Below are 21,331 nucleotides of genomic sequence, written 5' to 3'. Positions count from 1 at the left end.
AACCACAGCTGGCGCTGCCGATGTAATCGCGTCAGGTCACTTCCTTTTCAAGTCGATCGATGAGCTCGATCTGTCCCGATGGGATCAATGACAAGCGATCATCGCGATTGCCCCTCCCCATGGGCGGCAGCGACAGATTGGAACGCTTCGTGGATGTCGCGAGACCGTCTTGGAAAAAAGGCCCTCATTTCTCCGTCATCCAGCGGGATTTTTTTCAAGTTGAAGGTGCCGTGTATTTCGTGCATTTCATAGAAGTGGACAGGTCGTCTCCTGTCATCCAGGGCGGTGATGATGGCGTATTTCACAGCTTCTTTGCAGCGCATTCCGAAGATTACCTCTTCGAGCTCCAGCGGGGAGTCTCGCAGCCCGCGCTGCCCGATCAAGCGCCATTCCTGCTCGTATCGCCAACTTGCCGCTTTTCGCAACAGAACAGCCTCGTCTACCTGACGACGAGCGTCCTTGTCGCCATCGAGCATCGCCAGGACCTTGCTGGCGTCGACCAGCCGCTTGCCACCATATTTCACTCTATGGAGATCGTCGTGCACGTCGGACGGCACCGAGTAACCAATGCAGACACCGTGATGCTGGTCGCCATAATGGCTCCACATCAACGGGCAATTGGCCCGTTCAGCCAGCGACACAATTCCCTTTTCATATTGCAGCAGTAGTTCCTTCTCCAGATAGCGACCAAGCAGGAACTGATGGGGATCATCCATTTCATAGCTTGGGTCGTCAGCATTGTAGCTGATTTCCGAAATAACCTGATCGGCCTGCAGGCGGCTGAGCCGACCAATATGATCTCGGGTTTTCGGACCCTTGTATCTAATGGTCCTTGCCRCAGTCTTCATCTCCGCGCTGACGCGCTGCTCGACAAGTTGGCGGATTGCGCGCTCGAGATCCGAGACAGGAAGATCGTTGTTGAGCGAGGGCCGTGTATCGAGCGGATCATTGAACGTGCTGGGATCGGCAGAATAGAGATTATCCGCGATGATCATATCCAATGTGAGATTGTTGAACGCGCGGTATTTGAAGAGCCGCCGCGGAATGCTTTGCTTTTTGGTCATTGCTCCCCCTAGAGCGGCTATTTGGGTCCAGAGTCCTGGACCGCTCGGAGATAGTCCTCCACGTTGTCATCCGTCAGCACCACTTTCTCGGCCCAGTCGATGTTCACAAGCGGCTTTCCGGTTGCTGGATGAATGTCGTCGGGGTCGAAGTCGGCTGCGAACAGATCGCGGCGAAGTGCGTAAAGCTTGCGCGCATCTTCGCTATTATGCTTGAGGCAATTAATCAGAAGCCTCAATTCTTCCAGGCCGGCCTTGTCGATCACGATCGACGCCTCTGTTAGTGCGGCAACGAGATGGCTGTGGTTCGGCTTCTTTCTAACCGCCGGGATCCATCGCTGCGCGCCACGTTCCCATAGGTGGTAAATGACGATCACGAACGCCTTTCGAACCAAGAGGAGCGCCTCTTCAGCCTCATGGCGGCGTTCGCCGAACTCCTCGCCATAGTGCCGTCCGGCGCCGGTCTCCTCATCATAGTCTTCCCACTGGGCGTTGCCCGCATCGACGCGGCGCTGAATGTCGTCAGCCTCCTGCTCGATCTCTTCCAGCTCCTGGTGAAAGGGTGCGCATGCCGCGCGGAAGGCCGCGCGCATCTGACGGATGCGGCGATCAAACATGGCGCGACGCATTGTTTTCAGGACGAATGTCATGGGCGATTGGTGTTTTTGAGCGAGCGCGGTGGGGCCAGTTTCAAGCGTTTCGTCAAGACTGAGCGCTGTCAGTTCAAGCGATCAGCCCGGGACGGATGGCACTCCGGGCGGTTCGCCTCTGGCTAAGGCTGCCGCTCTGAGGATCTGTCGAAGGGATCTGGCGTAATGTCGATCAGCGCATCTGTATCGCGTTCGCGAATGACACTAGGGGGATAAAAAATGTCCTCCAACGACAAGTCAGCCTCTCACCAGGCCACGGTCCCGATTTATCTGCACGAACTGCTCACAATTCGCGTGGCACTCGTTCGGCCGGGCAAAATCGACAGGCCGCCGCCGTATCACGGTCGACGTAGCGGCACGCTCAAGGAGATCGTCGAAATAGCGCTTCGTTCGGTCGTTCATGCTGATCTGTGGGTCAGGCTCAAGCCGGGTTAACGGGAGGCCGTTTTCTTCGTTCGTGAGGATGGGCTTTTTTCATCTGACACGCAGGTGGCGCACAGCCGGGTCGGAATGTGGCTTTCGTGAACGGTTGTCTCTCGAAGGTTAGCCGTCGATTCTGCCGTCCGGCTCGCAAGGGCCGTCAGCCGCTTGCCCAACTGATCGCGCGTCATGGCTATCATCGCTCCGCGCGCGCCTTCAAAGCCGCAGTTAATCGCCGCCAAGCCCTGTCCAAATCTTAACGCCGAAAGCAGTCTGGGCTTCTGCAGGGTATCAAACACCTTTGCGCCGCTGGTACCCAACTGATGGATAAGGCCAGTCGTGGTCCAGTCACCGGCTCCAGCGCCGTCGACAAAGACCGGCAAGGTGAACGCCGGCAGATCGCTCCAGTGGCCACGCCAGCGCACGCGTAATCCCTCCTCGGCCAGTGTTTCGACGATGATCCGCGGCTGCTGCGCTTCCCGAAGGTCGCGCAAATGGCCCAAGCGATCGTGAGAGAACTTCAGGATGTGGCAAAGATCGACCGCTTTTTGAAATTGGCGCTCGTCGCCCACGGACGATGGCTCAAAAACAACCAGTGCGCCTTTTTCCCTGGCCCAAGTGGCAAGCTTGAGAGAGGCCGGCGAAAGCCGATCCATGTAGAAGGCCTTCGGCACGATGGTGGATTGCGTTACATCGGCGGCTTGCTGAAGCGTCGAGGCTCGAAATCGCGGTAGCCATCCGCCGCACTCCGGACAGGCGAGGGAAAATCGGTGGCCGCGCTTGCCTTCCTTGTCTTCCACAAAGCGCTGGATAACGATGGGCGTCTGGATTGCTTTCTCATCTGACAAGAACGCGGCGTCGACACCGACGGCCTTGAACTCTTTCCGTACGACGCCGGCTGCCCAGTCTTTACCAAGGCGGGCCACGGGATAGCTCTTCCAGCCGAGCCAAGCCAGAATCGCCAGAACATTGCCGCACGAACCGCCGGCCGCCACGAACTCCTCGGTGTGGCCTTCCACGATGTCAGCCGCCACGAAGCCGGCGCCGACGCAGACGGGGTGACGGGTGGCGGGCCGGAGTGTCAGATCAACGCGTGTCATTTTTCCCAATCCCCTCGTATCCAAAGCGAATAAACTTCGATGCCCGTGTCAACCGTATCACCCGGTTCGCCATAGGTAACTGATTCGATGTAGGGAATGCCGACATTGACCTTGTCCGGCCCACCGCTGTGGGCGCGATGATCGTAACATGCCAAGAGTGCGCCAACGGAGAGAAGCTTACTCGACAAGGGTGACATAAACACCTTGCATCCGCCCAGATCGCTCAAAGAGTCGCGATAGCGGTCAATTGCGCCGTAGATCTGACGATAAGCCTCAAACGGATTGTACTCCGAAGCGTAGAGAACGTTTGTGGGCTCGACCCGGAAATCATCGAAAAGGAGGAGGCGGTATTCCTCTATCAGCCGATCGCCTCTTCGCGGATCGCGGCTTGGGAAAGGGATCACCGGACAGATTTCATCAGGATCAAGTTCCGAGCGAATGCGCTCAAGGCGCGCGCTTTGTCCTTCGCCAAGCACCGGAAACCACACCCGGGGCAAGTTGACGGTGCTTTCGGCGGTGAGCTGGCCAGAGAAACCGACCAGCGACGTCACGGTGTCACTAAGGCTGGCCGAGGTGTGCCGCCGGTCGGAGACGACGCTTTCCGCCACGACGACATGAAGATTGACCGAGGGGCCGCCGTTTTGCACCAGCTCATCAAGCAGCGCAATCAGTTGCGTTATCGCTGTCAAACCGACGGTACGCGGCATGGCGCTGACGTCGACAATTACGTCGGTGTATTGTGCCAGCTGTTGCTGCCGGTTGACGGCTGCGCGGGTGTTGCGGGAGGTCACATGGCTGTTGCCGGAGCCGCGCATCTTGATCTCGATCTCGGTAAGTCCGGCACCAAAAATGCTGGTAAATGCGGCTGCGTTGGCGTCAATTTTCTGCTGGGTGCTCGTCGTGTCAGGCTGCCCATTGCGGTAGCGAAGTATCCAGCCGTGCAGCGCCGCCACCTTGCCTAACCCAAGGATGCGCCGCGGCACCAGGGTTGCCCGCGCGTCAAATCCGCGCCCGACGATGAACAAGAGCTTACGCGAACCATCCGAAAGCTGCTTAGCCCAGAACGCGTCGAACCGCGCTCCGTCGAAGAGCTGATAGGGATCCCATCGCATTGCCCTTCCGTTTCTAGACAAGCGATTTCTCCGTCACGGCCGCGCGACCGTGTGCGAGCCAGTCGGCGAGCTCTTTCAGGCCCTTTTTTCGCCAGCCGCCATAGCCAAGCGGCAAATCAAAATGGGCGCAAAGAATCCGGTTCAGGTTGAACACAATCAGGCTCTCGCCCTTGTTCTTGCGATCGAGGGTCGGCTCCAGCAAATTCTGGGACACGAGCGCGGCCAACATGGAACGCAAGTCGGCGAACGCCGCCGATTCTCGGCCGCCATCGATAAGACGCGCGCGGTCTTGCATCGTGATGCCAAAGCCGGTCACGCCCGGCGAATAAGGGGCGCTCGGTCGGTAGGTCTGGGCGGAGCAGAAGGCGCCGACGGCTTCGAGGAAACGGCGCGCCTCATAGCCGCGCGGTACCCGGCGCGGGATGCCATCCCAACGCCGCTCGGCCGCGTGCTTTAGAATGAGGTGTTGGCGCTCGGCGCTGAGGATGGAATCGGCACCACGACGCACGGAGGTTTTCGCGGCAAGCTCTTCAAAGAGATCGCCGGCAAGCTCTACGAACTGATCTGCATTGGACGACGACAGCATCGCAAGTTTCTGACGCCCGAAATAGATCGGCGCCTTCGTCTCGCGGGAAAGAAAGACTTCGGCGGCAGCTTTGACGCCAGCGTTCTCCTTGTCGCTTAAATCGTCCTCGGTCAGCGCATCGAAATCAAACGCGCGTTGCGACCTTGCGGCGTCGCGTTCGATGAGGATTTCGACTTCGCGCCAGCTCAAGGCACGATCGCGCGGACTTCCTGAGACGGCGCGCCGCGCCACAAGCCATTGCTGGTATCGCTGCTGTTGCCCGATGCGCGCGAGAAGGCGCTGCTCGATGGCGACGCACTGGGCCTCAAAGACACTATCCCATTCGGCAGGATCGAGTTCTTCGGCAAGCGCCGGAAAGAAGTTGCGTCCTTGAAAGCCATCGGCATCGCGCGCCCGCAGGTCGGCAATCTGGTCAACGAATTTCTCATACGCGACCTTGCGGTCGCGCCACCGGCTTTCGAGGCGGATTTCCCCATCATAGTCGCGGTCTTCGAGCGCGCCTTGCGCGAGCAGATCCTTTGCCGGCAAGGCCTCGAGCCGTTCGGCGATCCAGATGCCGCACGACAGACGCGCGTTGGTGACCGTCTCCTTCAGCCACTCCCTCTGGTCGTCGCTGAGGAATTGAAGATCGTCCAACAACAATACGCGCTTCAGCTCAATAGACCCCGACGCATCGAATAGGCGCGCCGTCGCGAGCCAGTGAAGCGCTTCGAGCTGGGAGGCCGCTTTGGGTATCGGCTTGCCTTCGCCGCCGAGGTCATCAAGAAGGTCGAAAACGCTCTCTTCGATGCTGGATGCCCATTTATGAAGTTCGGCGCCGCTGGCGTTCGCTGGCAGTGTTGCGCCGTCGGTGGGCTGCCACGTCGCGCGGATTTGACCGATATCGTCCGGGTAGGATCGCTCGGAGCGCTCAAGCGCGGCGCGCAAGGTGGCAAGGACAATACGCGCATTGACGAGGGCACGGAATACGCCGGTCGATCGCGCGGCGCTGTCGCCGACCTCATCGAGATCGCGATACTCGTTCGTGAAGGCAATCACGACGCCGAGAATAGCGGGACCATCGGCTGTCACGGCGCCCGCCTTGATAAGCGCGTGGCRCGTTGGCCGAATATCCGGATCGTCCTGCATGCGGAAGATCTTGCGCAGTGGTCCTGGCGTAAGGAGGCGAAGAAGGGTGGTTTTGCCGCCGCCGGGCGCACTGCGTAGAAATACAACGCCCGACCAGGGATCATCGACGTCGTTCAACAGGTCAAGCGCGCCTGCGGCGAACAGCCGGACGAATTGCTCRTCGTGCACGGAGCGTTTGGAGGCGCGCAGGCGAAAAGGGTTTCTCATCTATCCGCCTCGCTTGTGGCGGCTTATGCGAGGGAACAAGCCGGTGAATGTCTGATCGTACTCGCCCCAGAGGAGATAGATGGAATTGTTGGGGGCGTTGTGCGTGAGGATGACCGGCAGACGGCATTCCGCATAGCCGAGGCGCTTGGATGTACCACCGACGTCTGCGTGCTCGTCATCGACCTCCTTGTCGAAGTATCGGTCATCATTGGCAAGCGCGATAATTTTCGCGTCTTTCCCATCATCGAGACGCGTGTCCGGCGGAAGCGCGTGGACCACTTCCAGGTGAACCTTGCCTTTCGGGAAGGCGTATTTCTCAAGCTCCCGTTCGATGTGCTGGACGGCCTGATCGGCCGCAACGTAAATGCACACCAACACATCAAGATTGTCTTTGGCGACGATCTTGCTGAGCGCACCATCTTCTTCACACAGCTTTTGCAGGATCTTGGGAATCTTGCCGTCCCACTTGCCGTCCTCGAACCGGATATACGAGGTTCCGCTGGCGGTGAAATCATCGAGAAGGCAAATTKTATGGAATTTGCACTCCTCGTCATCTGGCTCGCGTCCAAGCTGGACGGTCATCGCCTTTTTCAGCTTCGTGCCCATCGATCCCGCCTTCTCGTCCGAGATATCGTAGGCGTGCCAAAGCTGTTCGTTGCTGAGGTAGGGATGGGACCGACGAAAGACATCGGTGCGTGCGCCGTCGCTCAGGCCGAGAAAAAGCGTTTGTCGCAGCACCTGCGAATACGCAGGGCTGGATACGACGTGCTTGCAGCGCTCCGGATCGACCGCCAGGAATGCCGCGGCCTTGGCAATCAATCCCGGCCGGATCACAACGGGAAAGGCGAGTTCAACAAGGTGACGCATTTCTGCAGTCGAGATAAAGACCAGACGCGAGCGAAAAAAATCGTAAGCGACACGCCGCTCCTCCAGAGTCTCGAATTGCCGCAGCCATAGCGCGAGACTCTCGATAAAGCGGCGGCCGGGAGCGTACTGCTGATATTCGTCGTATTTATAGCGCGCAAAATCCTGGAGGATCGGCCGCTCCCGAGCCTTTTCTTCATCCGACCAGTTCATGACCTTGGCCAGGAGAGCTTCTGCGAGCTCATCCCTCATTTTTCAAACCCTACTCCAGATGAATAGAACCAGTTCCGTGCTGCCAATCGATTCTTTCAAGATAATAAAGTGTTGCCTGCAYGCCTAGAAAACCCCGTGGTGATAATCCCCAGCAAGATTGGGTGCTAGCGCTCACTTCATCGACGCTAAGACCGAACGGATCGTCAAGAAGATCGCAATCGTTGCCGGGCCATCGGCCCTTGTCTCCCAACCGCAGCACCGGCGCTTTGCCCTCCGATCTTGTGCGCTTGCGAACAGCCTCAACCACGGCTGTTTTTCCACTGCCGCCGAAGATGATATCGACGGAATGATTTGAGCAAGCCACGGACGCCTTGATGGCCGATTTTTCAACAATTGAGGTGGCCATACGGACCGATATCGCAGGTTCTTCCAGACTGGGAAGTGAAACGGCGATCTGACAATGGTTAGATCGGAACGAGCATGCGGAAAAATATTGTGATGCGCGCAGCATGTTTTCGACGTACAGAACGTCCTGTGTCGGAGGACTTGGATCGGGCGCGCCTTCGGCAAGGCTTTGAACGATGGCGCCATTATAGAAGCCTATCAGGACGTTCGACCAGTATGGCTTTCGGATCGCTTCCTGAATGCGCTCTGCAGCCGAGCCGCCGCGCCCCGTCGCGATCCCAATGATGGCGCCCGCTGCAAGCAGCCTGTTCAAGCCATCGGCGATCTCCTTGGAGAGCGGCAGGAATCGTGCATCGGGTTCGCAAAGCGTGCCGTCATAGTCGAACACGAAGCCGGTGTATCGGGACTGATTGATTTTCTCAATTCCGCGCTCGCACGAGGCACGCAATTCATCGATTTGCGTTGAGGTTTTCAGGCCGCCGGCCATCTCTTTCCGCCAGACCGCGACATCCGTGACATTGGTGCGACGCGCCTTGCGCCGTCGCGCCGGGGCAAGGTGATAGAGCTTGCGCCCAAACTCCGGCACCCCTGGCTTGCCGGGATCGATCTTCCGCACCTGGCCGGCAGCAGCCGCGAGATGAAGACTGACAATAAGGCCCGCCAGCGCCTGCTCGTCTCGGGGGCCGGTGAAATCAATTCGAGCCCGAGGTACGTCAGGTGGAATAAGTTCAAGCGTACGGGTTGCCAGTGCTTCCTGGTCGTCCCCTATCAAGGCCAAGATTCCCGTCTGGCCGGGCCGCTTGGCAAACCAATGATGACGGCCATGGCCGAAATTGCGAAGGTCGGTCGCGTGGATGTTTCCGAGCGCCGCCTCAACGAAGCGCGACTCGATATCGGTTGCCGCCGGTTTCAAGGAAGATGAACAAAGGACGCTGGTCGTCTCTGCTTGAACGGCCGGCAGCGTGTGCTCGAGAAGCTGTTCGAGCGAAACACTGACGCGGCTTTGCATGAACTCATCAAGCGTTGCGGGAAGCGGTGCGGCGTCGCCCACAAGCACTCGATAGGCTTTAAGAATCAGTACCGCCGAGCCGAGCAAAGACGCCACGGCAAGGAATCCGTCCTCGAACAACTCCGATGAAGCAGAGACAACACGGCTATATTTGTAGCGTTGGGCAAGCTCGTGCAGCGGCGATTGCTCACGCATGACAAGCCCAACCAAAGGCTTGGCTTCCCGCTGTGCAGCTTCATCGAACGCCGCGCAAATGTCCTTGTTGCGGCCGCTAGCCGTGAAACACATCACGGCGGCATCGCGGAGCGGCAGGGTCATGTAATCCAGCGGCGTTGAGGCCGATGCCAGCCGACCGGTTCTAAACTGATGGATGTATGCCGCAAACGAAGCAACCGAGAAGGATCCTCCCGATCCGAGCATAACCGCTGAGCGCGCGGCGGCACTCTCAATCGCAGCTTTGAGCAAGCCGGGGTCGAGCAGATTTGCCGCCTCGTAGACCCTGTGAAGGCCGGCTAACTCCTTGAGATATTGATCAGTCAATGAAGCCTCTGCTGAACGCGGCGAATAGAAGTTCGCTCCGCGAAGTGCTCGCGGGGTCCATCACGGTACGGTGGCTGGGCGCCTGCGAGAAGACGGAAACGGGAGCTTACCACAGGAACAAAACAAGAACAATTTATTTCGCGATGAGAATCCTCCGTCGAGTCTTGACAACTTCGATGAAGCTGCCCGCCCGGCGACCACCAACTCGGCGTTGCCGGGATTCGCGGACCGGCCCGATGCGGGACAGCACACTAGGCCTCTGAGAACGTTGGGGAATGCTCAAAGGAAGCTTAGGCCATTTTCGGATGGGCGAATTGTGCGGCAACCCGTCCTGTTTATCAATTGGCCTACGCCCGCGCCGCTGTGCGCTTGATCCCTTCTGCAATCTGCCAGCCGCGATTGATGTAACCCTTGCTCTCCGCACTATCGCGCTTTTTGCCTTGGCGCGCGCGCCGAAAATCAATCCTCAAGGAATCCCCGCCGATCGGGATGGCCACGGCCTTGTACGCATCGGCGGCGAACCTGCTCAACAGGGTGTCGGCCGTATCAAGCGGCTCTCCGCTAGTAATGGCAGCGGCAAGTATCATGACGTCGTTCACGGAGTTGCGGACGTTGTCTTTGATGTTGTGCGTTTCGCAGAATTTCGCGAGCAGCGTCAGTCCGACGTCTGCCGTCTCTCGGCTGAGTGGAACGCATTCGCCGATCGCCGTGCAAAGGAAGGCAAAGCGCTGCTTGAGACGTTTCTGCAATTTCTTGTCGAGGGACCAGATGATGCTGGCGAACGCGGGTCCGTTCCGATCATTCAGAAGGGCCGCCATCGAACGGCTGCCATGCTGGACAAGCTTGGGATACTCGCCTCCGAAATCGAAGACGAGGCGCTCGCCCCGGGTCGGCTTGTGGTCCGACGGTATTTCGCGCCGCGGCGGCACGGCGTGCCCCGGATGATAGCGGATGTAGTACTTCGCATTGGTCCTAGACTCCGGATCGTAACTTTCGAGAAATTCGTGCGCGACCACAGAGGAAATACGGACGCCATCCAGGTGGCGGTGGCCCTTGAAGGCATACGAAAGGATCTGAGTATCGACCATCATGTTGCGGCTACCACGGCTCGTGAGTCGCGTAAGGTGTGGTCCATCTTCTGCCGGGAGGTCTGAAGGAGCCTTAGCGCGGCGAAATCTTGTCAGCGATTGAACTCCGCGAAGTCGCACGACTTCGATATGCGGTCGATGAAGGAGGATCGGGACAGGGACTTTCCGGCGCGATCGGTCACGGCGTGGGACAGGTACAGAAGATCTCGAGCCCGTGTCATGCCGACGTACAGGACTGCGGCCTCGGAAGAGGCGTTTTGCGGATCCAAATCCGATCCTAGCGGGATGACGCCCTCGATTGCGCCGGCAACGAACACAGTGCCGAATTCGTGGCCCTTTGCGCCGTGGAGCGAACTTACCCGGACGGCACTTCTGCCCGACGAGACTTCGCCCGCGTCGGGATCGCGGAATAGGTAAACCGGAATTCCCGCCGCCCTGAGGCTTGTGACGGCCAGCGCCCGATAGTGCCTGTTTCGGGCGAGGATGCAGATGTCTCGCGGCGCGTAATGCTTGTACCTGAGCAGAGCGGCCACCTCGGCGGCCAGGAATCGGGACTCGGCCATCTCGTCGGGGCAGCGAACGACGATGGGTCGCGTGCCCTCCCGAACGCTGAATTCCGGCTTCAAATCGGCTGTTCCGGCTTCGGCTTGAGCGATGTCGTCGTTCCACTCCTGTTCGACGAGCGGAAAAGCCGCTTCGAGTATCTGCTTCGTGTTTTGATAGTTCTTGCGCAGAACAAGTCCGCGCCCGGCGATATCGATGCCAAGCCCACGCAGCGAGTACCCTCGCGTGAAGATCCGTTGCGTGGAGTCGCCGACCAGCAGGAGACCGTCCTCCCGATTCCCGACGAGCGAGTGCAGCAGGCGGAGAGCGATCTCCGAAATGTCCTGAACTTCGTCGACGATGACGGCGGCGTAGCAGGATTCCGTGCCTTCTTCTTTCAGTTTGAGGCTGTAGGCTATTCTGACGAAGTCGGCGGGGTCCACCAGCCCGGCACTCGCGAGCGACTGACGGTACGACAGATAGACGTCGAGAACCGCGCGTTTCTGCTCCGGGGACAGACCGCGACCACGGCCGCTGCGATCACACGTCAGATATGATTCCGCTTCCTCATGCAGAAAACGCCCCATCAGAAAGTCGATTTCACTCGAAAGATACTCTTGGGGAATGGTCTTGAGCGCGTTCTTGTGCTCCGCCGAGACGTTCCAGAACGCGTCGTTCCGAAATCGATGATTCTGCTCGGGGGAGTACTTTGGGTTTTCCAGTCCACGTTGAAATATGTAGTCTAGGCACCAGCGATGAAGATGGGTCACCTCGATCGCACGCCTTTCGGGGCCGCACAGTTCATCGAGGAGACGCCCCGCGGCCGCCGCCAGCCCCTTGTCGAAGGTCGTGAACAGAACCTTCTCACCCTTTTCGAGCGCCACTTTCGCGAGCCGCTTCGCGCGATGCAGTGCAACGACGGTCTTTCCCGATCCGCTGATGCCGCGCAGCCGCGCCGGCCCCGAGAATGTCCGCTCCACCAACGATCGTTGATCGGGGTGGAGGAATAGCTGCCATTGCTGAAGCGTGCCGCGATCGAGCACTTCTTGAAGCGCGCTCGAATCCTCGAACGTGAAGAACTCTTCGGATCGGCCCAATCCGTCCTGCATCGCCGCTTCGGGAAACTGCTCCGCCAACTTTGCCGAACCAAAAGCCAGGTCGACAACCGTTTGGCGGGTTTCGGAATTGCCCGTTGCGAAGGCCAGCAATGCGTCCGCGGCCTTGGGCACCGTCTCGGCCAGAGCCTGCAGGAGCGTCATGCACTCGAAATCATTGGGATCGGAGAGCCCCCGGATGGCGGCGAAGTCTTCGTCGGGTACGCCTAGGTTTCGAAGCATGTCGTCGGTGAAACTGTCGAACAGCGGAGCGAGGGCCTGATCCGGAATTTTCTGTTCGGCTTGGAGAGCGGCCGAAGGAACCATTTCCACGGCCGTTTCGGTGGCCGTTCCTACTCGCAACTCGCGAAGCTGACCGGTCTTTTCGTCGAAGACGTATCCCTTGTGCCCGTCCAGGAAGGAACTGACGTGATCATGGGTGCCGACGGATAGGGCTACCATCACGCCATCGGAGTCGCCTCGCTGCAGGACCAGGCGATAGCCGTCCGGCAGCTCGTATTTAACGCACTTAGGAATGCGCGTTTCCGCTCGACGAGGAGCCGACGGTTCGAGGTCGCGTTGAATCTCCAGAAGAATCTCGCAGGCACGTTGATAGTGCTTGCGCGAAGAACGTCGCAAACCGTCGAGATCCTTCGAGAAGCTGGGTCGCAAGGTAATCTTTGGCATCAGGTCAGGATGTCTATGCTTCTATTGGGCAATCGAGTATTTCGCACTCCTCGTTAGAGGTCCTCACGTCGACGGAGTGCTACCGACGGCTTGACGCGCGACGCGGCTGCAATTGCCGAATGGCGGCATCACAAGGTTTCCGATTCTCGCCGTTGTCCGACAAAATGAGCGAACGAGCCTTTCAATGCAACCTTAAAGGTGCAAAACTGGGAATTGTATTGATGGAGTGACACTTATTTTTTAGGAGAATAATCATGTTCGAGAGGACCGCGTATTGCAAGATTCATCCCGCGGTCGGAATTGCGCGCGTCGGCAACAGCCCGGATGGCTACTTCGTCGGCCCCGAATGCCCGGGCGTATCCGGAACGCCCGTTGGAGGATTCAAGGACAACGGCGACCCGGCCGCTGGGATTCCTCCACGGGTCAAGCGGCAGGCGGCACGCTTTCGGATTTTCGCCTACGACGAGGCGGACGTCGTGCTCGGAGAGGTGACAGTTCAGGAAGCGGAGATCGAATGGTCGGTCCACCTCGTCAACAGCAAGGCAGAGGGCGACCGGTTCGCGGGCGTCGCAGGCGAGGAGCTGCCCTTGGGAGAGCGCCGGCCCCGGAATACGTGGCGGAATGCTGACATTGACGACCGCGCTTCCCTTATCATCGATCCGGGCGAACATCGCGTGGCCGGACCGCTGCGGGAGGCGAGCTTCGATGGGGGACGCTTCCGGGACATCGAGGTGCCTCTCGGTCATATGCGGACCGACGAGCGCGGACGCCTACTGGTCCTCGGGGGATTCGGGAAATCGGCTTCCTCCAATCCCGGTCAGACGATAACCAACTATGCGAACAACGAACGGTGGCACGATGATGTGTCCGACGGGCCAGTAAAGGCAAGAGTGAGGTTGAAATCCGGACGGGACGTCGACGTTCGTGCCGCCTGGGTTGTTGTCGCGCCGCCCGATTTCGCTCCTTCCGTCTCGAACGTCGTCACTCTCTTCGACGTCGCCGTGGATGTGGCGCTTCGTCATGGGCTTGGTCCGGTACCCGGCGCGCCGGGCGCTCGTCCGTCCTACACGCGCGATATCGCTCCAATATTTGACCGCCTCTCGAAGCTTGCCTGGGTACAGGACGGCGCCCGGGGGGCCGGCACCGGGGGAAGCGATTTTGACGATCTCGAGGGGCTCGCCGCGGCACCCCCGGAGCGTCGGAACGGCATTTTCACCCGCTTCCGCAATCCCAACCTACCGCCCGACTCAGCCGAAGCCGTAAAGCAGGCCTCTTCCGACTTTGTGCCGGCGCTGTCCGGAGACTCCGGCGACGCGGCTCCCGGAAACCCCGCGAACTGGCTGAGCGTGACCAAGACTCAATACGACACGCTAGCGAAGTGGCGCGACGGCAACTACGAAAACGACTGGGCAGGGAACTTTCCCGAGCCTCCCAAGACCATTTGGCCGGAGGGGCTGGATAGGGCCGCCTATGAGGCATGTGCAGGCGGCGCTTTCTATCCCGGCATCGAAGGTGGCTGGCTCCTCCGGAATCCGCAAGCATACGAAGCGCCGTTCCGCCTTTCACAAGCGAGGTTGCGTCCGGGGGACGTCACCCGACACATGGCGTGCCCGTGGCAGGCGGACTTTTTCGAATGCCAGTGGCATTGGTGGCCGGCGCAGCGTCCCGACGAAGTTCTGACGACCGAAACGTATCGCCGCCTCCGGGAGATCGAAGATCTGCTGGCGGACATGAAACCCTCCGACCCCGATGCGGAAATTCTTCGGAACGAGAGTGCAAAGCTTCTGAAGGACCGCTCGTCCTGGACGCGCGGCATGCCTGAAGAGGATCCCGAAGGGGATCTAGCTATGATCGAGCGCTGGTCGCATCAGGGGTTCGTGATGGCTTCCGACCAATACGGCGGAGCGTTCAGACTGCCGGACGGGAGTCCTGCCATCGTGGAAATCGATCGCGGGCGGTACGATGGACTTTCCTGGGGGGACTACTTTCATATTCTCACCAATATCGAACAGCATCCGGAGTTCTTGCCCAAAGCGAAGGAGATCGCCCGGAAGTTCTTCGCAGGAGCGGACTACGGCGCCGACAGCAACTACGGCAGATTTGAATATTCGCCGGAAGCGCTCGACGATCGACTGAAGACGATCTACGACGCGTTCGTCGATACGATGAACGATCGCAGCAGAATGGACACGGGGTTGATCCAATGRCCGGTCGTCGTCMGCTACGACCGCGACAGGGAGATCACCAAAGATGTCACCTTCGACGTCAAGCCGTTCAGCGACCGAGCGATCAAGGAGCGGATCAGGCAGCGGGCCCCCTTCAATCTCGTCGACGGTGCCTGGTTGCAACGCATCCAGTCCGCCGGACCTGTGGACGAGATCCGTTCGCATCTTTTCGCGATCTGGGACGACGAAGCCGGCAACGGTCGAGCCGAGCAGAATCATTGCAACGTCTATGATACTTTGCTTCGGAGCGTGAATGTCTACATGCCCCCGATAACCGCGCGGAAGTTCATCGAACAGGGGTTGCTCGATTCCGCTTTCGTGCAGCCGGTCTTCCAATTGGCCGTCAGCATGTTTCCCGACGAGTTCTTCCCTGAGCTGTTGGGCATGACCCTTTACCTCGAATGGGAGGCCACACCCACGCTCACGCCGACGGTCCGCAGCTTTCGCGAACGCGGAATCGATCCGCATTTCTATTCGTTGCACGTCGCCATCGACAACATCACTGCCGGCCACGGCTTCATGGCGAAGGAAGCGATCAAGTTGTATCTGCAGAAGGTAGAGGACGAGGCAGGAAAAGACGGGGTCAGGGAGGCCTGGAGCCGAATCTGGTCGGGCTACGTCACGTGGGCGACCGCGGGCGATCTCGGCGCCGATCTGCTCGAACTCTGCATGGTGATAGATCGAAAGCAGATCGATCTCGCGTATCCTGCGATGTTGAGAACGGAGCATATCACCGATTCCGACGCGCTCGCGGCAAAATTGCGTGCGGCAGCATCCGGGGCTGGAGATCCCTTGCCGAATTATATCGTCGGTCGCTTCGTCGCACCGGTCGCCGAGGCCATCCTTCACTCCGCAGCGGGCGCGCCGTTGCCGCAAGCGCTACTGGTTTCGATCGCGGACGAGTTAAATCGGCTCGTCCAGGACGACGAAAACTTCTTCTCGACCGACCGGTTTGCCGGCGTCGTGTTGGGTCAAGATACGCGGTCGCTGTTGGCCAAGACGGCGGTGGGAGAAGATCTCGTCCGCCTCAACCGACTGCTGTTGAGGGATGGTTTTGCCGGGATGATCGCGGACATTCCGGAACTGAAGCCCATGCCGTTCCCCGACTACAAGGCGCATTACAAGGAAGCCTTCGTCGCATTGATCAAGAGCAAGGCTTACGCCGCCAAACCGCTCCACCGCCAGGTCGTCATCGGCAAACACAATCTGGCCGAAATGTTCGACGAGCCGGAACGGCTCGTCGAAGCGCTGGCCGGCAGCGACCTGATCGACATTCCACACCCGCGGTCGAGCCGGATCTTCGAGGCGATGAAATTCAGCGGACCGATGTACAAGATATTCACCGAGGAGGAGAAAGCAGTGATCCTCGATTGGATCGAGTCCATGCAGGAAAGCGCAGGGCCTGCGAAGCCGGTCCCCGAGCCGTCGCCGGAGGAGGCCGCGCTGAAGGTTCTAGCGCTGATCGAGAGTAACAAGAAAGTCGCCGGGAACGTTCAGCGGCACGCGCAGTATCAGGTCGGGGGCAAGCCGCTGAAAGACTGGTTCGCAGATCCGAGAGGTCTGATGGCAGCGTTCGCAAATTCGAGCGAATGGGTGATCCCCGGAAAAAGCGGCGCAAGCCGTCTGTTCGCCGAGTTTTCGACCGGCAAGATGGCTTTCATGGGAGCCGGAGAGACGATCAGACAATGGATCGACACAGGTGCCGCGATGCCGCCCCAGCAGCCCGCCGAGAACTTGATTGCTTTTTCGGCTACGGCGTTGCCGTTGCGCGAGCACCTTTCGACCTTCCTGCCCGCATCCGATGCGGCAGTCCCGGCCGACGTAGCCGTTGCACCGACGATAACGAGAATCAGGAGCGGGTTCGCTGACCGGCGAAAGCTGCTCGGCATGGGGTCGGTACACTGATACGGACGGACGTCGAGGTTCTGGTGCTGGGAGACGGGCCTGCTGGCTCGATGGCGGCACTCGTCCTCGCACGGCGGGGCAGACGCACCTTGATGGTAGACCGCATACGCGAACACGGAGCCAAGGCAGGAGAAGTCCTTCCGGGGATAGCCGTTACGCAGCTTCGGGCCGTCGGGCAGGAGGCGCTCTTGGATTCTCGCAAGCACCTTGCGGTTGTTGGGGGCTCGTCCTCGTGGGGGCACTCGGGAATCGTCGAGCGCGACTCTCGTTTCGATCCGCGTGGAAATTCTTGGCATTTGGATCGCGGGGTATTCGATGCCGAGTTTTGCGCGGCGGCATCGAGCCGCGGCACCGCACATCGCGCCGGCGTACGTTTCAGGCGCGCCCATGAACTTTCGGACGGACGAGGATGGAGGGTCGAACTCGCCGGCCTCGGCGAGGTGACGTGCTCCTTCGTGGTGGATGCGACGGGTCGCGCTTCCTCGTTCGCGCGAAGTCGCGGCGTGAGGCGGCGGCGACGTGACAGACTCGTCGCCCTGACTGCAACGACGCGGATCGCATCTGATTTCGAGTTCACGATCGAGGCCGCGGCCTGCGGATGGTGGTACGCGGCGGCGCTCCCGGCCGGTCGCGTCGTTGTGACTTATCTGACCGATGCGGACCTGATACCTGCGGGCGTCGAGTCGCGGCGCGTCTTCTTCAACGACAAGCTCGATGAAACGGTGCACATTGCGTCCCGGATCTCGATCCATTCCGACGCGCGTATTCAGGTCGCGACGGCCCAGACCGAATCGCTCGACGCTCCGGCCGGCTCGGGCTGGGTGGCCGTCGGCGATGCCGCGGCTTCCTTCGACCCTTTGTCGTCTCTGGGTCTGACGAACGCGCTCGAGACCGGTCGTCTCGCGGGTCTTGCCATCGACGCTGCCCTCGCCGGCCAGGGGCAACTGGTCGAGGCTTACGGCCGATACGTGCGTCGACGGGCGCAAGACAGCGACATTCTTCGAAGGGCCTACTACGGAMTGGAGACGCGATGGCCAAGGTCGCCGTTCTGGGATCGGCGGAGACGATGGGTGATTTGATGCCGGCAACTTTTCGGTAGCCTCCCGGGCGCCTCTGCCACAGCGGAAAGTTGCTCCCTCATTTGAGAGCGTCGCGCAGGTACTCCGGAATATTCCTGTTCGCCCGGACCTGAGGCCGGAAAGAGGCGTCGTCGACTTCGGTAATGGGGGAGAGCTCCATCGGATGGAGCTGGGTCGGATCGATCGGAGGTCCAGCGAGGAAGGCGGCATCGGCTTGGATTGGCTCCAGGTCGAGGTGCAGCGACATTGGGGGAGATCCGAACGCGAAACCTTTGGCGGTGTCCTTCGGAAAGTTTCGCCCGAGTTCGGGCATGTTTTTCAATCCGTCCGAAAGCTTCGAGACGGCCGTGCCGAGACTCATGCCGTCCAATGCTACCGCGGTCTTTTCGGTGAGGTCCAAGACATAGTCGTGACCACCGATCGACACGATTTCCTGCTGTGAGGGATCGAATGCCATGATATTCGCCCTGCCGAGGCGAGGGCGGCCGTCTATCAGGACCGCGACTATGTCGGCTTCGGAAGCCTGTATAAGGGCGTCGTACGGTGATGCAGCCTTGTTGTCGAACACCAAGAGATCTGCCTTCCTGCCGGGCTCGAGGCTTCCGATGTACTCGCCCCATTGAGTCATTCCCGCAGGAATCGTCGTCACCATCCTGGCAAGTTGTTCCGCGCTGAACAGTCCCCCCAGTTGATCGCCAACGATCTTCGCGACCTTCAACTCTCCCAGAAGGTTCTTGCTCCCGCTAGGAGACCAGTCGGCTCCTAAAGAGATTGGAACGCCTGCCGCGATCGCAGCCCGCACATTCGTGGTCGTTCCGTACAGGAGCAGATTGCTAAGTGGCGACCACACGATCCCCGCGGACGACGCCATCCTTTCGAAATCTTGCTCGCGTAGCGCCGTGCAGTGGATCGCCACGAGATTGGAGTTGATGGCCCACGTTCCGTCGTCGAGCTCGAGATCCAGAAAGTGCTGATGGGCGACATCATCGCTCTCGTTACCTTCGGCCACGTGGTAGAAGTAGGGACGCTTCTTCTGAAGGCCCGGCCACAGCGTCTTTCGGACGTCGTCTCGCGAATAGTCCAACGTGTTACCGAAGGCGACCGGCCAACCCGCGACCTCGGGCGCCTCGACGTTGCGAACGAGACCACGGAAGAAGTTGACGTCGTTCGGTTTGGTACTGACCGTGATCCCCTCCCCGGTCGTGACCCCACCGAACAACGAGCGGCATTCCGAATACCGCACAACCGCGCGAAGAAAGTCCTTGTCGGGATTCGAGGTGAGTATTTTCGCTGGCCATGCGATATCGGGGTCATACCGTGGTTCGGCTAGGCGCCAGGTATTGCGATCGGTGAATTTCCGGGGCACGTCCCACAACGGAAGCATGTTGTACGGCAAGTGGTTGTGCAGCTCGACAAGGCCAGGAAATATCGTGCCGCCCGTAACGATCCCCGGAGCGTGCGCGAACTCCGGGGGAAGACCCTCAGACTTTTTGCCGATGGTCTTGATGGCGTCGTCCGCAATACAAACGAACCCATCGTCGAACACTTCCGACTTCGCATTCATCGTCACGATGTGTCCGAACAGAACGAGGCGGGACTGATCCGCGCAGCCGTGCATATCGGCAAACAATCCCATGAACTACTACTCCTCCAGGAGTGGCGTCGGCTAATCCTCGCCGCGAATGAATTGCTCGTTGCCACCGGCCCGTGGGGTGCGTTCGGAAGCTCGCATGACGGCTGGATCGGGTGTCTGGTTGAATGTCGTCGGCCCGTCCGACTTGAACTTGTAAGGCGGGACATCGCTTGTATTACCGCTTTCCTGCGGGAAAGCCGTTGCTACCCAGGCGCGGAAACTGGCGACGCCTCCCGAGACCTGGAGGGAAAAATCGAGGGGCTGAGTGTTCGGCACGAACGCGACGTTAGGCTTCAGATTACGGAAATAGTTTTTCACCGAAGCATCGTCGTAGGGAGACGGAGCAAGGGGAATCAGTGCGTTCGCCTCATCGTTCGCGGGCGTTCCCCGCAGCACGGCGCGCCCCCAGTCCAGGGCGCGCCCATGGCAGGCAAGGCAGGCGGCCTTGAAATTATCGACGGGACCGTTCACGCGTCCGTGCAGGCCGAGATTGTGCCTGGGTAGGTCGAAGAACTTTCTCGCCACGTCCGGATTGAGCCATGCTTCCTTCGGGGTACCGCCGCGTTCTTCGTAGGCTTGGGATGTAAGGTCGGGATCGTTTCCCCACATAAGTCCCACCGGCACGAGCTTTTCCCAGACGGTCGTACCCGGGGCGTAGGCGTCGTAGATGAACGTGCCGAACAACCATCCCGAGAACTTATCGGCGTTCGTGTCGCGAACCGCGACATCCACCTGGAGTAGACGCATTTTCTCGACTGAGCCGTCGTTGTTGATGGCGGCGGTCCATTCCTTCGAACCCGTCAGGTACGGCACTTCGGCGATCGAAGCGGTCGTATACAGCAACTTTATCGAGTAGGCCCCGTCCAAAAAGGCAAAGTCTTTGGTCTTGGGGGACGTCTGATCCTTCCAGACCTTTCCGATCGAGTAGCAGCCGATATCGTTGTAGAAGCCGACGGCCCAGTTGCGCGCCTGGTTTTTCTGTCCGCTATRCAATTCCTTGACGCGCGATCCACGTTCCAGAGTCATGCCGCGAAGGCGTTCACGCTGGTTGTGAAACCATGGCGCATGACACCAACTGCTCTTGGCGTTGTCCTCGATGCGCCAATCGACAGCGGGATCGCTGTTGTCTTTGATACCGTAGGCGAGCAAGGCGCGGAGGTATGCCTCAGACTGTTCTTCGAACTTGATGGTCTTCCATGGCAGGTTCGCGGCCGGAGGTGGGTCGGTCGGAAAATCCAGCTTGACCCGAAATTCGCGCTCGCCGGTACCGCCGACAAGGTCGCGAGCGCTCGAGCAGTTGAACTGAGTCTTCGCGGCCGCGGCGTATCCGGGACCGCCGGGATCGGGGCATTTTGCTTGCGCGACCGAAGCCGGGAACGACGATGATGCGATTAGGAGAGCGACATAAGCGAAACGCTTCGTGGAAGATGTGAAATTCGACGCCATTGCTCCACCCGACACTGTTGCGATTGCGGCGACCACTATTACTTCTGCGTCCTCTTGATCCTGAGCAGCGTCAGGTGCTTCACCCAACGGCTATGACGCGCCTCGTTGGGAGAGATCATCTGCAAAGGGCCGTTCGCGGTGCCTAGCGGAGCGCCGTCAAGCGTATCGGCGATCAAAAACGCCTGCTGGTCGAACTCCGGAAGCGCAAATACGGCGGCGAAGCCATCCGTGCCTTCGGCATGAAGGTACTTCGCGACGTCGGCTCCCTTGAGATCCGACTTAAGCGGCGTACCCGCGGAGAGAAGGACCAGAGCCAGGTCGACGCCTTCGAAACGC

Annotated in this window: 15 protein-coding genes; 3 read left to right on the top strand and 12 right to left on the bottom strand. The window is 59.7% G+C overall.

The genetic code is table 11. The annotated features are described in order from the left end of the window. Positions 1–98: 98 nt before the first annotated feature. Positions 99–1,064 (bottom strand): DUF2971 domain-containing protein, encoded by a 966-nt coding sequence (locus AC1D00_RS02005; RefSeq protein ID WP_477009476.1) that lies wholly within the window; start codon positions 1,062–1,064, stop codon positions 99–101. Between the two features lie 17 nt (positions 1,065–1,081). Continuing rightward, positions 1,082–1,711 (bottom strand): hypothetical protein, encoded by a 630-nt coding sequence (locus AC1D00_RS02000; protein WP_477009475.1) that lies wholly within the window; start codon positions 1,709–1,711, stop codon positions 1,082–1,084. A gap of 219 nt (positions 1,712–1,930) precedes the next feature. Here AC1D00_RS02000 and AC1D00_RS01995 point away from each other — a divergent pair, with 219 nt between their 5' ends. Then, positions 1,931–2,146, top strand: a complete 216-nt coding sequence (locus tag AC1D00_RS01995; protein ID WP_477009474.1) for a hypothetical protein — start codon at positions 1,931–1,933, stop codon at positions 2,144–2,146. On the opposite strand, the gene AC1D00_RS01990 is transcribed toward AC1D00_RS01995, so the two are convergent. The 7 genes from AC1D00_RS01990 to AC1D00_RS01960 form a co-directional block, all read right to left on the bottom strand. Further along, on the bottom strand, positions 2,143–3,231 hold the full coding sequence (locus AC1D00_RS01990; protein ID WP_477009473.1) for a PfkB family carbohydrate kinase: 1,089 nt from the start codon (positions 3,229–3,231) through the stop codon (positions 2,143–2,145). The two genes, AC1D00_RS01995 and AC1D00_RS01990, sit on opposite strands and share 4 nt — an antisense overlap. Further along, positions 3,228–4,343 (bottom strand): hypothetical protein, encoded by a 1,116-nt coding sequence (locus AC1D00_RS01985; RefSeq protein WP_477009472.1) that lies wholly within the window; start codon positions 4,341–4,343, stop codon positions 3,228–3,230. Before AC1D00_RS01985 ends, AC1D00_RS01990 begins: the two co-directional genes overlap by 4 nt. 13 nt (positions 4,344–4,356) lie before the next feature. After that, positions 4,357–6,264 carry an ORC-CDC6 family AAA ATPase gene (locus AC1D00_RS01980; RefSeq protein WP_477009471.1) on the bottom strand — a complete coding sequence of 636 codons (1,908 nt, stop codon included), beginning with the start codon at positions 6,262–6,264 and terminating at the stop codon, positions 4,357–4,359. Beyond that, positions 6,265–7,380, bottom strand: a complete 1,116-nt coding sequence (locus AC1D00_RS01975) for a phosphoribosyltransferase-like protein (RefSeq protein WP_477009470.1) — start codon at positions 7,378–7,380, stop codon at positions 6,265–6,267. Between the two features lie 10 nt (positions 7,381–7,390). Beyond that, positions 7,391–9,295 carry an SIS domain-containing protein gene (locus tag AC1D00_RS01970; RefSeq protein WP_477009469.1) on the bottom strand — a complete coding sequence of 635 codons (1,905 nt, stop codon included), beginning with the start codon at positions 9,293–9,295 and terminating at the stop codon, positions 7,391–7,393. Positions 9,296–9,642: 347 nt separating this feature from the next. After that, on the bottom strand, positions 9,643–10,386 hold the full coding sequence (locus AC1D00_RS01965) for a hypothetical protein (protein ID WP_477009468.1): 744 nt from the start codon (positions 10,384–10,386) through the stop codon (positions 9,643–9,645). Positions 10,387–10,475: 89 nt separating this feature from the next. Next, a complete protein-coding gene (locus AC1D00_RS01960; RefSeq protein WP_477009467.1) occupies positions 10,476–12,707 on the bottom strand; it encodes a 3'-5' exonuclease in 2,232 nt (743 codons plus the stop codon). A 254-nt stretch (positions 12,708–12,961) separates the two neighbouring features. Between AC1D00_RS01960 and AC1D00_RS01955 the strand changes: the two genes are divergently transcribed. Together AC1D00_RS01955 and AC1D00_RS01950 are read left to right on the top strand one after the other, a co-directional pair. Further along, positions 12,962–16,837, top strand: coding sequence for a LodA/GoxA family CTQ-dependent oxidase (locus AC1D00_RS01955; protein ID WP_477009466.1), 3,876 nt, complete (start codon positions 12,962–12,964; stop codon positions 16,835–16,837). Next, positions 16,834–17,916 (top strand): FAD-dependent monooxygenase, encoded by a 1,083-nt coding sequence (locus AC1D00_RS01950; RefSeq protein ID WP_477009477.1) that lies wholly within the window; start codon positions 16,834–16,836, stop codon positions 17,914–17,916. Before AC1D00_RS01955 ends, AC1D00_RS01950 begins: the two co-directional genes overlap by 4 nt. A gap of 58 nt (positions 17,917–17,974) precedes the next feature. On the opposite strand, the gene AC1D00_RS01945 is transcribed toward AC1D00_RS01950, so the two are convergent. The 3 genes from AC1D00_RS01945 to AC1D00_RS01935 all read right to left on the bottom strand — a co-directional run. After that, a complete protein-coding gene (locus AC1D00_RS01945) occupies positions 17,975–19,552 on the bottom strand; it encodes an amidohydrolase family protein (protein WP_477009465.1) in 1,578 nt (525 codons plus the stop codon). A 30-nt stretch (positions 19,553–19,582) separates the two neighbouring features. Then, positions 19,583–20,995, bottom strand: a complete 1,413-nt coding sequence (locus AC1D00_RS01940) for a hypothetical protein (protein ID WP_477009464.1) — start codon at positions 20,993–20,995, stop codon at positions 19,583–19,585. Between the two features lie 38 nt (positions 20,996–21,033). Next, a partial coding sequence (locus AC1D00_RS01935) for a molybdopterin-dependent oxidoreductase (RefSeq protein WP_477009463.1) occupies positions 21,034–21,331 on the bottom strand: 298 nt, incomplete at its 5' end.

The organism is Bradyrhizobium sp. P2_E8 (assembly GCF_056403875.1).
The sequence above is the reverse complement of the archived record's forward strand: the minus strand, read 5'-3'. Positions and strand labels throughout refer to the sequence as shown.

Bases quoted from the DNA above. Each gene is read 5' to 3' on its own strand.
- AC1D00_RS02000 (WP_477009475.1), bottom strand. From the start codon at position 1,711: ATGACATTCGTCCTGAAAACAATGCGTCGCGCCATGTTTGATCGCCGC.
- AC1D00_RS01995 (WP_477009474.1), top strand. From the start codon at position 1,931: ATGTCCTCCAACGACAAGTCAGCCTCTCACCAGGCCACGGTCCCGATT.
- AC1D00_RS01990 (WP_477009473.1), bottom strand. From the start codon at position 3,231: ATGACACGCGTTGATCTGACACTCCGGCCCGCCACCCGTCACCCCGTC.
- AC1D00_RS01985 (WP_477009472.1), bottom strand. From the start codon at position 4,343: ATGCGATGGGATCCCTATCAGCTCTTCGACGGAGCGCGGTTCGACGCG.
- AC1D00_RS01965 (WP_477009468.1), bottom strand. From the start codon at position 10,386: ATGATGGTCGATACTCAGATCCTTTCGTATGCCTTCAAGGGCCACCGC.
- AC1D00_RS01960 (WP_477009467.1), bottom strand. From the start codon at position 12,707: ATGCCAAAGATTACCTTGCGACCCAGCTTCTCGAAGGATCTCGACGGT.
- AC1D00_RS01945 (WP_477009465.1), bottom strand. From the start codon at position 19,552: ATGGGATTGTTTGCCGATATGCACGGCTGCGCGGATCAGTCCCGCCTC.